Source organism: Lactobacillus sp. ESL0785 (genome assembly GCF_029395455.1).
GTDB lineage: Bacteria > Bacillota > Bacilli > Lactobacillales > Lactobacillaceae > Lactobacillus.
Map to the genome: position 1 here is coordinate 1626065 of NZ_CP113916.1, position 12849 is coordinate 1638913.

Sequence of the window (12849 nt, forward strand, 5' to 3'; positions counted from 1 at the left end):
AGTATCTTATGGCAACCAAAATTAATTCATTTCCCCAAGTTCTAACAATTGCCGGAACTGATTCAGGTGGTGGTGCCGGAATTATGGCCGATCTGAAAACTTTTCAAATGCAAGGCGTTTTCGGCACTGCCGTCGTAGTAGCTGTCACCGCACAAAACACTCTCGGTGTACAGGCATCACACTTGCTTCCGCTTGAGATGATTGACGCACAATGTGCATCTTTAGCAGCAGACTTTAATATTCGCGCGACTAAAACTGGTATGCTCGGTGATGCCGAACATGTTCACCAAGTTGCCTTAAACTTGCAAAAATATGACTTTGGACCGATTACTGTCGATCCAGTCATGGTCGCTAAAGGTGGAGCCCACTTGTTAAGTGCAGATGCAGTTGAAACCGTAAAAACTGAACTTTTACCTCTCGCCAACTTAATAACACCCAATTTACCAGAAGCACAGGTATTAACTGGCATAAAAGTCACTAATGAGCAACAATATCCAAATTTAGCTCATTCATTACAAGCTCTAGGCGTTAAAAATGTCTTGATTAAAGGTGGTCACTCAACTGATGAACAAGTTCGCGACTTTGCCTTGCTAGAGGACGGTTCTAGCTTTTGGGTCAGCAGTCCACGAACACATACCAAGCGAACACACGGCACTGGTGACACACTAGCCGCAGCCATCACGTCTCAGCTGGCTTTAGGCCATACTTTGCCTGAAGCAATTAAATTAGCCAAACAATACGTTACCAAAACCATTGAACAAACAATTCAAGTTGGCCATGGTCACGGCCCGCTCAATCATTGGGCTAAATAAAGAAAGGAAAAATTATGTCAAAATTTAATTCTAAAATTTTACACGCCTATTTTATTTGTGGTAGTCAAGATCTACCAGCTGGCAAAACACTGCCAGATATCGTTGAAGAAGCCTTAAAAGCCGGCATTACAGCTTTTCAATTTCGTGATAAAGGTGCTGGTTCAACTTTAAAACCTCAAGACCGCTTACCTATGGCGCAGAAATTGCACCAACTTTGTCAAAAATACAAGGTACCATTTTTCATTGATGACGATGTCGAATTAGCCCAAAAAGTCCACGCTGAAGGTATCCATGTGGGGCAAAGTGATGAGGCTATTACCCAAGTAGTCGCCGAAGTTGGTAAACAAATGATTGTGGGCTATTCCTGTTCAACTTTAGCCGAAGTCCAGCAAGCTAATCAAATTACCGGAATTGATTATTACGGCAGCGGCCCAATTTTTACTACTCATTCAAAAGCTGATGCTGATCCTGAAATTGGGACAACTGGACTTAGCCAACTAATTCACCATACTTCACGGCCAATTGTTGCTATCGGTGGAATCAGAGTTCCAGACCTACCGGCAATTGCTCAGACAGGGGTTGCTGGAGCTAGCGTCATTTCGATGATTGCTCAAAGCAAAAATATTAAGCAAACAGTTAAGGCTATGCTTACTGCACCATGGCAATATTAGAATAATTAATTATAATTTATAAAAAAAGATCTAATAGATTTTGATCTGAACTCTAAAATTAGGACAACTGATTTTGGGATTCATATCATTTACTCTATTAGATCTTTTTATTTTCTCTTAAAATATACAGTTAATTAATTTTAGCTAACGCATCATTTACCGCTGCTTTCAAGCCACGTGTAGTATTAGACGCACCTGAAATCGCATCAACATCAACTGTATTTTCATTAACCATTTTACTTGGTAATTCCTTAATCGCCTTTTGACCGTAATCGTCCGATTCTGCTTGTTTCAATACTTCAATTTTTTTCAAATTCTTTTGTTGATCAGCAGTTACGCGAACAACAATTTCATCACCCATACCTTCAGCTGACTTACCAATATATTGGTTAGGTCCTGTAGGATATTCTTCTTTTTTAATATCTGAAGTTAAGGTCTGTATTGGTACTGCTCTTTCTAATTTAGCAGTTTCACAATTACCAACACACTCTTCAAAATCATCCTTAGGATGTGCAGCGTTTTGACCTGCAATTTTACCAAAAATCAAACAATCTGCTAAATCTGACCCACCTTGATAAAGGTTAGACATATTACTACCTAATTCTCCAGCACCATATAAATGTGGCAATGGTTGCTGATCAGGATCAAGAATTTCGGCACGTGCATTTCTTCTTGGACCAGCTTGTGACCAGCCAATTGTCTGTACAAGAGGAACAGCATAATAAGGACCAGCCTCAGAAAATGCTTCTAGAGTTTCAGGTGCACGGTGAAAGGCATAATCATGCTTCTTTTGGGCAAAGAAGTTAAATTCAGTAACTGTCTCTTGCAATTTTTCACCTGTAACACCCATTTTAGCTGCTAAATCAGCGATTGTTTCTGCTTTAACAACTGAATTTAATGCTTTATTATCAGGGAAAGTCTTAATGGCACTAATTTTATCATATTGCTTTTGGTCAAAAACCATGTAAGGATGAATTGGATTGAGTGGCTTATACCATGAACCATGATTTTCAACGTAACCTTCACGAGCAAGTTGATCCTCTTTAAAGTAACGTGTACCATCATCCCCAACTGTAAAAATACTGCCAGAGTTAAAAACAGGATTACCCATATAAAAAGGAGCCCGCTTCATTCCCGGTTCATAGAAAGCAAAACTCTGTTGCATCCCACCGGCAGCATACATTGACATGTGCCACATATCAGCACCTACTTCATGAGCTAAATCAATCCCTTTACCTTTATTATAAAGTGAGCCTAAAGGCACCAATTTATGAGAACCAATATAATCTTGAATCTTCTGTGGATTATTTTCAAGACCACCAGTTGTCAAGACCACACCATTTTTCGCAAAAATATTTAACAAGACGTGATCGCGTTCAATTTGAGCACCAACGACTTTACGATTGGGCGTTTGCAATAAATGTTTAACTGGTGCTGAATACCAAACATCAATTTGATCACTACGATCTAATACATTTTGCCGTAAAACATTCCACAAAGAAGCATTAAAAATTCCCGGTTTCAACGTAATCATGTCATAACTTTTAGCGCCCGGAAGATCAGAGTGATCAGCAATCACAGCTTCATCAGGTAGACCTAGAATCTTCCGATAACTAACCGGGTGATCAACACCTAAATATTGTTTAAAATATTCTTTCATGTGAGTAATACCGTAAACAACGGTATTTTCAATTTTAGAATCAATTGTAAAATGCTGCGCTAAACTTTCATAATAAGCACGATAATCAGCTTCATTACTGCTATAACCAACTAATTCAGCAGCATATCTTGTATTACCACCCTCGTGACCTTCAGGAGCAGAATCAACAAGTAATACTTTTGCCCCAGCATCAGCAGCAAATCGGGCAGCAGTTGCGCCAGCACCACCAAAACCTAACACAATAACATCATAACTTGCATCATAATATGTATTTTTATTAACAATCACATTTATAACCTCAATTACTATTTTTTGGCATACGCAGCAGCATTTTTACCAGCAATCTGACCAAAGACTGTACACGTCGTCAACATTGTTCCCGTTGATGGATAAGTATGAACAAAGATTTGCCCAGTTGCAGATTCTCCAGCTGCATAAACACCGGCAATTGGTTTAGAAGCAGTATCCAAAACTTCAGCGGCAGGATTAATCTTCAAACCACCAAAGCCAGCAACGGTTGTTGGATAACCCTCAATTACATAATATGGTCCTTCTTTAGCTACAGATTGGATATCTTCTCTACCAAAATCAGTGTCTTTCTTACCAGCAAAAGAATTATAACGATCAATGGTTGCCTTAAGGGTTGCACTATCACAGCCAATAACTTGTGCTGCATCTTCCAGTGTGGCACATTGCTTGGCCTCTGGAATTTGACTGGCTGCCTTGTAAGAAGCATTATTTTTATCAAAAATCCAGAAGAATTTATTTCCAGTAGACTTTAACGCATCATTATACATTAAGGAATAATGCTGGCCCTCTTTAGTAAATCTTTTACCTAAATTATTCACAGCCAAAGCCTTACCTAAAACAACTAATGAATTTGCAGCGCCACCAACTGACAAATAATTAGCCGTCATAATCCCCATGACACCGTCTTTAAATTCAGAAGCTGCATGTAAATTCTTAGTAAGTTCAAGATAATCTGCATCATTATAAGGAGTTGACATTGACCGAGTACCTTTAGCACTTGGCGCATACTTATCACGAGTTTTTCGCGAGCCATCAAAACCACCAACTGCAATTACAACTGCTTTGCAGGCAATTGTGTAATCATCATACTTGCCTGTTGTGATTACTTGCGCAATTTTACCAGCTGTTGTTACAATTTCCTCATGAATTTGATTATATAAAACCGGAATTTTTAATTCTTTAATGCGGTTCATAACTGGTGCCATAATCGCTACTGGTCCTAGCTTAAAGTTAATATGTGTCCGCGGCTTTTTAGAAATTCCTAGTGGCATTGCAGTAAATTCGACACCATATTTATCTGCATAATAGTTAACTGCTGCTGCTGAATGATCAGCAATTGTCTTTACTAAATCATGATTAACTGTCCCGCCATCTTTTTTAGCAAAATCTTCATAAAATTGCAGTAAATTTTCAGGATCATTATCTTGATCTTTATTAAATTTACTACCAGTAGCATACATAAAGCCACCTGAAACTACTGAATTACCGCCCATTCGTCCTGTTTTTTCAATTAAAACAACATCAGCACCAGCTTCTTTGGCTGTAATTGCAGCATTTAATCCAGCTAATCCTGTACCCAGAACTACTACATCCGTCTTAAGCTCATGAGCTTTCTTAACAATTTTTTCTGCACCAGTAAAATCACTAGCAGCTGCGCCAGCTTCTGTTAGAGCTTTTCTTGTGGCATGCAAAATCCCATTAGACGTAAATGTTGCTCCTGTAATTGCATCAACTTCAGTTGATTGGTTGGCTACGATTTTTTTGGGGATCAATTGCAAAGCATTTTCAGAAAGCAATGCTGTTTCTTGATGTTTAGTAACTTTAACACTTGTTATTTTATTACTTGCAAGTGAAACTTCGACCTTAATAGCAGCATTATGCCCTTGAGCTGCTGCTTCAAATATTCCATCTTTAATCATTTTAATATCCTATTCTTTTTCAACTTTAAACATGATATTGCTCATCAAAAACAATAATTGGCTTAATTGTCTTGCCACTAATCGAGTCTTTAATTCCTTGATTGATATCTTCAGGTTTATAAAACTTAACTAATTTATCAATCGGGAATTTTCCTGCCCGGTAAAGATCAATTAATTCTGGAATAAATTCTTGTGGAATTGAATCACCCTCAATTACACCTTTAATATCTTTTGAAAATGACAGTAAATCAATCATTGGGCTAAGTTCTTTAATTGTCTTTGTTCCCATTGCAACTACTGCAAATTGCCCTTTAATTGTAAGAGCTGTTAACCCAGCTTTCATTACATCAGGTTCACCAGTAGTATCAACTACATAGTTCAAGCCCTCAGAACCAACAATCCGGTTAATTTCATTAATCATGTCAACTTTAGTATTATTAATCGTATCAGTTGCCCCAAATTCCTTAGCCATTTCTAGGCGCTGATCATTCTTATCAATTGCAATTACATGCTTACAATTAGAAACTGCTGCTCCCATAATAGCCGCAAGGCCAACCGAACCTGTTCCCAAAACTGCCAAATTAGAATTAATTTCTGGCTTTAGCGAATTTATAACCGTTCCTGCACCAGTCATATAGCCACAGCCAAGAGGTCCTACAAGCCGCAAATCAAGATCAGTAGGAACCTTAACTAAATTGTTAACATCAGCAACAATATGATCGCCAAAAGAAGACTGACCAAAGAAATTACCAATATCCTGGCCGTTCTGCTTATGCAGTCGGTAAGTTCCATCACGCATCGGACCACCACTGGTATTTAATTTGTTAAAGTTAACACATGATCCCGGTAAACCAGCCCGACAAAACCGACATGTACCATCAGAAGCAAAGCCAACTGCAACATGATCACCTTTTTTAAAGTCAGTTACATTCGAGCCGACTTTTTCAACTATTCCAGCACCTTCATGACCTAAAATCACTGGTAACTTAATTGGAAAACCACCATCTTGAAATTCAATATCACTGTGACAAATCCCTGATGCAATAGTTTTAATTAAAACCTCATTGCTCTTAGGTTCATCTAAAATAACTTCTTCTAAATCTAAATCTTTTCCTTGTTCATTTAAAACAGCTGCTTTAATTTTCATGATAATTACCTCCTCGATATAAATTAAAATAATTTTTCCTTTAGACAAGTTTACTTTATCACATAACCGCTTACAATAAAACATAATTTAAGATTATATATTTCGAACCAAATATAAAAAGCACAAGTAATACTTATAAATAAGTATTACTTGTGCTTAAAAAATTTAAGTTAATTTTTTTGTTCTTCAATTATGCCAAAAATCACCTGCAAAATCCAATCGATATTCCAATATATGAGTGAAATAGCAGCAATTCCTAAACAAACTGTATTTTTATACTGATTATACAGTAAAACAAAAATCGCAAAAAAACATAAAGCTAACCTGGTCATCCATTTATGTACCCGTGCATCAACAATATTGTTAATATAGCGATTGCGTTCGTCATCATCCCACTCATCACGCTTACCTTTTTTAATATCTTTCGCATTGAAATAGCAGCCAGCAGCACAGATAAAGCACACAACTGCCCAAATAAGATGCTTAGCTATAAAAAGGCCATCATGATCCTGAACTCCCATAAATATTTCACTTAAACCGCCAATTAAAAACAATAATTCCCAGGCAACATTTCGCAATAATTTTTTCTTCATCAATTATTCTCCAAATAGTCCTTTAAACAAAACAAATCCTCAATACTGCTATTAAAAAACACTGCTAACTTATATGCCAACAGTAATGACGGCTTATACTTTCCCTTTTCAATTGAAATAATTGTTCGTTGAGTAACATCAACTTGATTAGCAAGTTCTTCTTGAGTCATTTTATATTCTAAACGTAATTTCTTAACCAAATTTGGCATAATTTTCATCTCTAAAGTCTTTATATGAAGTGTACTTCATGTGAAGCCAACTTCATATTATTATAAAAATAAAATAAACGCAAGTATTGAAGTATTAAAAAATAGCTGTTTTTTTCAAACAGCTATTATTTAAACATAATTAATATTTACATCGCTAAATTTGCTATTACCAGTCAATACCAAAGTTGGACCGCCACCATTTGAAGTACCATTAATTTCAACATCCCCAAAAGTTGACATCATCTGATCATCAACGCACCATGATAACGGAATATAAATTGAAACGTCACTCATTGAAGCATTAACATTTACCAGTACTGTATCTGTAGCAGCTTGCGCTGCATCAAGATAAACATTAGCATCTCCCATTAGTGAGTTAATCGTAACACTTTGCAAATTCTGTGAGTGCACATAACGCGAAACATCTGATAATTTTTGGTTGACAACAACATCTTCTTCATCAACATCTTGACTGCTGCTATTAAAAACATGATCTGCATGAAAGGACTTTTCGGTATTCATTTTTGACCAACTGCCATCAACTTTATGACCATTTATATACACATGTGCGTGATGCCAAGTCCGTACAAACAACAAATGTAAGCCGCCCGTAATCAGACACGCCGCTAAAAGAACCGTCCACGGTACAATCCGCGTAATTTTAAGTGGTTTAGCATAAATAATTAATAAGAATGCAATTGAAAAAACGCTGCCGCCAATACTGCGATTAGCTAATCCCTCAATTAAGCATGCCCCAAAAATGATGGTCCAAAAGATTGTCCAGAAACTTAATCGAAATGAAAACAGATTCAGCTGATTCACAACTAAGAAAGCCGCTGCTCCTAATAAACCAATACCCCAAAATATTTCTCTGATCTTTTGCTTTTTCATTACAATGACCTTCTCTCATTTAACCGATCACTTAAACTATGATAATAATGACGGGAAACATAAACAGTCTTATAAGTATCATGAAAGTGCACTTGGCAATTTGAAAGTGATCTAGTTAACGCGTATACCTGCTTTAAATTTAAAATCGTTGATTTAGAAACACGTGTAAATTGGCTACTTAACAAATTTTCCAATTCATATAATTTATAGTTAACACTAAATGAATCCCGCTGCGTGTGCGCAATTACCTGTCGACCTTCTGTTTCAAAGAATAAGATATCATTCAAATTCAGGTAATACGACACATCATCCTTGTAACACTCAAGCTGCTCCGGCCTTTGACTTACTTCTTGCAATTGGCGATAAACACGCTCAACTTCTGGCGTCAAATCTTTGGCATGAATCGTGACTATCGGTTCATTTACTTCCGCATCTAAGTCGATTTTAACTTTCATGATTCTCACCTGCCTTTCATGTTTTTTATTAAACACTCATTTTCCAGCAAAAGCTAGTGCAATTACATAAGTGGTCACTTTACTTGCGCAAGTGACACAGTATCCTTAATCAATTACATTAAAAAAGGCGGACCATAATAGGTCCGTCTTTTTATTCTAATCCAACTTGATGAAAAATCTCATCTACATGACGTAAATGATAGTGATAGTCAAAGGCATCTGCCACATCAGCTTTTGATAAATAATTCATAATCTGACTGTTTTCAACTAATTTTTTAAACGAAATACCTTCTTGCCATGACTTAGTAGTCAATTTTTGTACCAAATCGTAGGCCGTTTCTCGTGATAAACCTGCCTTATCAATTAATTTTAGTAGCACTCTTTGTGAATAAATTAGGCCATAGGTCTTATCCATATTCTTGAGCATCGTTTCTGGAAAGACGTCAAGATTAGTCAAAATACGATTGAACCGATCAAGCATGTAATCAATACCAATTGTCGTATCTGGTAAAATCACGCGCTCAGCACTTGAATGTGAAATATCCCGTTCATGCCACAAAGTTACATCTTCATAAGCAGTCACAATATTACCGCGTAAAACTCGCGCCATACCACAAAGATTTTCTGAGCCAATTGGGTTACGCTTGTGCGGCATCGCTGAAGAACCTTTCTGCCCTGCACGGAAATGTTCTTCAACTTCATGAATTTCCGAACGTTGCAGACTGCGGATTTCCGTGGCCCAATTTTCAATACTAGTAGCAATTAGTGCCAAAGTAGCAATATATTCTGCATGTAAGTCCCGAGGCAAAATTTGACTAGTAATCGGCTGACGGGTTAAGCCTAGCTGCTTCATCACGCCAGCTTCAACTTCTGGCGGCACATTGGCAAAAGTACCGACAGCACCGGAAATTTTACCGGATTCAACACCGCGAGCTGCATGTTCAAAGCGATCAATATCCCGATTAATCTCGGCATACCACCGGGCCAATTTTAAGCCAAAAGTTATTGGCTCAGCTTGGACTCCGTGCGTGCGACCCATTTCTACCGTATTCTTATACTTCAAGGCTTTGGTTGCAATTGTCTTTTTTAGTGTCAGTAAATCTTGGCGAATAATATTATCAGCCTGCTGCAGCAGATAACCTTGGGCCGTATCAACTACATCTGTTGATGTTAAACCAAAGTGAACCCACTTTTTTTCGGGGCCGAGACTTTCTGACACGGTTCTAGTAAAAGCAACTACATCATGATGAGTTATTTCTTCAAGTTCAGCAACTCGCTGCGGTGTAAATTTAGCATTTTGAGCAATTTTTAGGGCATCAGCCTCAGGAATTTCACCAAGTTCACTCCACGCATTAGTTGCTGCAATTTCTACTTTCAGCCAAGCAGCATATTTATTTTCATCTGTCCAAATTTGTCCCATTTCAGGACGTGTGTAACGTTCAAGCATTAGTCAATTTCCCATGGATTTTTCAAAACAATCGTTTGTTCACGATCAGGGCCAACAGAGACCGTCACTAGCGGGATACCAACGATTTCTTCAACGCGCTTTAAGAATTTTTGGGCATTTTCAGGCAAATCAGCCCATGTTTTTGCCTCAGTGATATCTTCTTGCCATGCTGGTAATTCTTCATATACTGGCTGACAGCGGTAAAGCTCCTTAAGACTAGCAGGATAGTAATCAATCTTTTGTCCATCTAACTCATAAGCGGTTGCAATTTTTACAGTATCAAAACCACTAAAAATATCTAGCAGATTAAGGCTCAAAGCATTAATGCCGGCAACGCGCTTAGCATGACGCAAAGCAACAGAGTCAAACCAGCCAACTCGCCGTGGCCGGCCAGTAACTGTACCATATTCATGTGCTGTATCACGAATACGATCCCCAGTAGCATCGAGTAGTTCAGTTGGAAATGGACCAGCACCAACTCTTGTCGTATAAGCTTTGCAGACGCCAATTACCGTGTGTAGCCGATTAGCACCCATCCCAATACCACTAGCAATTCCACCAGAAATCGTATTTGATGAGGTTACAAAAGGATAGGTACCTTCATCAATATCCAGCATGACCCCTTGTGCCCCTTCAAACAAAACTTTTTCATGATTATCCAGTGCATCATTAACCAACACTGACGTATCAGTAACATACTTCTTAATCTTTTGTCCGTATTCATAATACTTATCAAAAATATCAGCAAATTTAAGTGCTGGTTTACCATAAACTTTAGTAAACAAAGCATTCTTTTCTGCTAAATTAGCCCGTAATTTTTCAGCAAAAGTATCTTTTTCTAATAAATCACACACCCGAATGCCAATGCGTGAGGCCTTATCCATGTAAGTTGGTCCAATTCCATTCTTCGTAGTACCAATTTTATTAGCACCCTTCGCTTCTTCTTGATATTCATCCTGTTTAATATTATACGACATGATAATGTGTGCTCGATTAGAAATTCGCAGCTTGCTAGTGTCAATCCCATTTTTTTCTAAATTTTCTAATTCACCTAGCAAAACCTCAGGATTAATTACAACGCCATTACCGATTACAGCACCTTTGTCTGCCGCAAAAATTCCAGACGGAATTAACCTCATCTTAAAAGTTTGGCCGTCAATTTCAATTGTATGACCAGCATTATTACCACCATTTGAGCGAACTGCATATGCTGCTCCTTTACTCAAAAAATCAGTAATTTTCCCTTTACCTTCGTCGCCCCATTGACTACCAACAACTGCAACTGCTGTCATTTTGTTCACCTCATAAAAAATATCTAAATATCACACTAATTAGTCTAGCAATTTAAAATAAGTTAGTCAATTTAAAATGCGAATTATTTTTAACAAATAATTTTAAATAGTTCGCATTTTATATTGACAAGTGCCAAAAATTCGCTTATAGTTACTCTCGTTCAGACAGATAAAGATTTAGGAGTCGATTGTATTATGAGTAATTATTTTAGTATGGAAGCCTTTGATTACGATGATATTCAACTTGTACCTAACAAGGGAATTATTAAGAGTCGGCATGACGCTGATACCAGTATTAAGTTTGGAAGTCGAACATTTAAGATTCCTGTTGTTCCAGCTAATATGGAAAGTGTTATTAACAATAATTTAGCAATTTGGCTAGCCCAAAATGGTTATTACTATGTGATGCACCGCTTTCAGCCTGAGAAGCGGCTGGATTTCATTAAAATGATGCATGAAAAGGGACTTTTTGCTTCAATTTCTGTTGGTATTAAAGATAGTGAATACGACTTTATCGATTTACTTGTTAAACAAGACATTATTCCTGAATACATTACAATTGATGTTGCTCATGGTCATTCCATCTACGTCATCAAGATGATTAAATATATTAAAGATAAATTGCCAGACACTTTCTTAACCGCCGGCAATATTGCTACTCCTGAAGCTGTTCGCGAGTTAGAAAATGCAGGTGCTGATGCTACTAAAGTTGGTGTTGGGCCCGGTCGTGCTTGTATTACTAAGCTCAAAACTGGTTTTGGCACTGGTGGTTGGCAATTAGCTGCTCTCAGAATGTGTAGTAAAGTTGCCAGTAAGCCAATTATCGCTGATGGTGGCATTCGCCACAACGGTGATATTGCTAAATCCGTTCGCTTCGGCGCCAGCATGGTCATGATTGGTTCAATGTTAGCAGGTCACGAAGAATCGCCCGGCAATGTTATTAAAATCGATGGTAAAACTTATAAGCAATATTGGGGCTCAGCTTCAGAAGTACAAAAAGGTGCTTACCGTAATGTTGAAGGTAAGCAAATGCTAGTTCCCTATCGTGGATCAATTGCTAATACGTTGACTGAAATGCAGGAAGACCTTCAATCAGCAATTTCTTATGCTGGTGGACAAAAATTGAATGCTATCAGACTTGTTGATTACGTGATCGTTAAGAACACAATCTTAAATGGTGATCAATAAAATTCATTAAATGATAATTTCTTGTAGAAATAACCCGGCTTTTCCGTTAAAATGATAATTGTCTTAGCGCTGTTAGGTAGTCAGTGCTAAGACTTTTTATTTTGCCATAACTGCATAATTATGTTATACTCAAAATAATGTTGTCGCGCCCTTAGCGCAACTGGATAGAGTGTCTGACTACGAATCAGAAGGTTGAAGGTTCAAATCCTTCAGGGCGCATGAAACGGGAAGTGGCTCAGTTTGGTAGAGCACCTGGTTTGGGACCAGGGGGTCGCAGGTTCGAATCCTGTCTTCCCGATAATTGTTAGAAACAGACTAGATACCTAGTCTGTTTTTTTAATAAAAAATTTGTGTCAATCCCCGCCCAAATTGCGATCACTAGGCTGTAGCGCAAATAAATCATAATATAATTTGCAACCATTGGGCGTTATTTACTTTTAAGACTATCAAGCAGGGCAGTAATTTCTGCTAACAGCTGAGTAGCAGTTTTTATTTTCATATTAGGAGCTCTCAATTAGTTATATTTTTACATAAA

Annotated in this window: 12 protein-coding genes and 2 tRNA genes; 5 read left to right on the top strand and 9 right to left on the bottom strand. The window is 37.6% G+C overall.

What is annotated here, in order from left to right:
* The first annotated feature begins 8 nt into the window (after positions 1–8).
* The gene (gene thiD, locus OZY43_RS07710; RefSeq protein ID WP_277164672.1) at positions 9–812 is read left to right on the top strand and encodes a bifunctional hydroxymethylpyrimidine kinase/phosphomethylpyrimidine kinase; all 804 of its coding nucleotides are present in this window, start codon (positions 9–11) and stop codon (positions 810–812) included.
* Positions 813–826: 14 nt separating this feature from the next.
* Positions 827–1483 carry a thiamine phosphate synthase gene (thiE, locus tag OZY43_RS07715; RefSeq protein ID WP_277164674.1) on the top strand — a complete coding sequence of 219 codons (657 nt, stop codon included), beginning with the start codon at positions 827–829 and terminating at the stop codon, positions 1481–1483.
* Between the two features lie 130 nt (positions 1484–1613).
* Here the strand turns inward: thiE and OZY43_RS07720 are convergent, their stop codons facing one another.
* From OZY43_RS07720 to OZY43_RS07760, 9 genes are all read right to left on the bottom strand, one after another.
* On the bottom strand, positions 1614–3431 hold the full coding sequence (locus OZY43_RS07720; RefSeq protein ID WP_277164675.1) for an FAD-binding protein: 1818 nt from the start codon (positions 3429–3431) through the stop codon (positions 1614–1616).
* 17 nt (positions 3432–3448) lie between these two features.
* A complete protein-coding gene (locus OZY43_RS07725) occupies positions 3449–5092 on the bottom strand; it encodes an FAD-dependent oxidoreductase (protein ID WP_277164677.1) in 1644 nt (547 codons plus the stop codon).
* A 25-nt stretch (positions 5093–5117) separates the two neighbouring features.
* Positions 5118–6239: an NAD(P)-dependent alcohol dehydrogenase gene (locus OZY43_RS07730; RefSeq protein WP_277164679.1), complete on the bottom strand. Its 1122-nt coding sequence runs from the start codon at positions 6237–6239 to the stop codon at positions 5118–5120.
* 170 nt (positions 6240–6409) lie between these two features.
* A complete protein-coding gene (locus OZY43_RS07735; protein ID WP_277164681.1) occupies positions 6410–6832 on the bottom strand; it encodes a hypothetical protein in 423 nt (140 codons plus the stop codon).
* Positions 6832–7041: a helix-turn-helix transcriptional regulator gene (locus OZY43_RS07740; protein WP_277164683.1), complete on the bottom strand. Its 210-nt coding sequence runs from the start codon at positions 7039–7041 to the stop codon at positions 6832–6834. Before OZY43_RS07740 ends, OZY43_RS07735 begins: the two co-directional genes overlap by 1 nt.
* 129 nt (positions 7042–7170) lie before the next feature.
* The gene (locus tag OZY43_RS07745) at positions 7171–7932 is read right to left on the bottom strand and encodes a LiaF domain-containing protein (protein WP_277164685.1); all 762 of its coding nucleotides are present in this window, start codon (positions 7930–7932) and stop codon (positions 7171–7173) included.
* Entirely contained in the window at positions 7932–8387 is a 456-nt protein-coding gene (locus tag OZY43_RS07750; protein ID WP_277164687.1) for a LytTR family DNA-binding domain-containing protein, read from the bottom strand. Before OZY43_RS07750 ends, OZY43_RS07745 begins: the two co-directional genes overlap by 1 nt.
* A 151-nt stretch (positions 8388–8538) precedes the next feature.
* Positions 8539–9834, bottom strand: a complete 1296-nt coding sequence (gene purB / locus OZY43_RS07755; protein ID WP_277164689.1) for an adenylosuccinate lyase — start codon at positions 9832–9834, stop codon at positions 8539–8541.
* The gene (locus tag OZY43_RS07760) at positions 9834–11126 is read right to left on the bottom strand and encodes an adenylosuccinate synthase (protein ID WP_277164691.1); all 1293 of its coding nucleotides are present in this window, start codon (positions 11124–11126) and stop codon (positions 9834–9836) included. The genes purB and OZY43_RS07760 overlap by 1 nt, the downstream gene beginning before the upstream one ends.
* A 195-nt stretch (positions 11127–11321) precedes the next feature.
* Between OZY43_RS07760 and OZY43_RS07765 the strand changes: the two genes are divergently transcribed.
* From OZY43_RS07765 to OZY43_RS07775, 3 genes are all read left to right on the top strand, one after another.
* Entirely contained in the window at positions 11322–12314 is a 993-nt protein-coding gene (locus OZY43_RS07765) for a GMP reductase (RefSeq protein ID WP_277164693.1), read from the top strand.
* 145 nt (positions 12315–12459) lie between these two features.
* Positions 12460–12533, top strand: a tRNA-Arg gene (locus OZY43_RS07770).
* Positions 12534–12538: 5 nt separating this feature from the next.
* Positions 12539–12612 (top strand) — tRNA-Pro (locus tag OZY43_RS07775).
* Positions 12613–12849 lie beyond the last annotated feature (237 nt).

Excerpts from the sequence above, each read along its gene's own strand:
- thiD (WP_277164672.1), top strand. The coding sequence starts at position 9 with ATGGCAACCAAAATTAATTCATTTCCCCAAGTTCTAACAATTGCCGGA.
- thiE (WP_277164674.1), top strand. The coding sequence starts at position 827 with ATGTCAAAATTTAATTCTAAAATTTTACACGCCTATTTTATTTGTGGT.
- OZY43_RS07725 (WP_277164677.1), bottom strand. The coding sequence starts at position 5,092 with ATGATTAAAGATGGAATATTTGAAGCAGCAGCTCAAGGGCATAATGCT.
- OZY43_RS07730 (WP_277164679.1), bottom strand. The coding sequence starts at position 6,239 with ATGAAAATTAAAGCAGCTGTTTTAAATGAACAAGGAAAAGATTTAGAT.
- OZY43_RS07735 (WP_277164681.1), bottom strand. The coding sequence starts at position 6,832 with ATGAAGAAAAAATTATTGCGAAATGTTGCCTGGGAATTATTGTTTTTA.
- OZY43_RS07740 (WP_277164683.1), bottom strand. The coding sequence starts at position 7,041 with ATGCCAAATTTGGTTAAGAAATTACGTTTAGAATATAAAATGACTCAA.
- OZY43_RS07745 (WP_277164685.1), bottom strand. The coding sequence starts at position 7,932 with ATGAAAAAGCAAAAGATCAGAGAAATATTTTGGGGTATTGGTTTATTA.
- OZY43_RS07750 (WP_277164687.1), bottom strand. The coding sequence starts at position 8,387 with ATGAAAGTTAAAATCGACTTAGATGCGGAAGTAAATGAACCGATAGTC.
- purB (WP_277164689.1), bottom strand. The coding sequence starts at position 9,834 with ATGCTTGAACGTTACACACGTCCTGAAATGGGACAAATTTGGACAGAT.
- OZY43_RS07760 (WP_277164691.1), bottom strand. The coding sequence starts at position 11,126 with ATGACAGCAGTTGCAGTTGTTGGTAGTCAATGGGGCGACGAAGGTAAA.
- OZY43_RS07765 (WP_277164693.1), top strand. The coding sequence starts at position 11,322 with ATGAGTAATTATTTTAGTATGGAAGCCTTTGATTACGATGATATTCAA.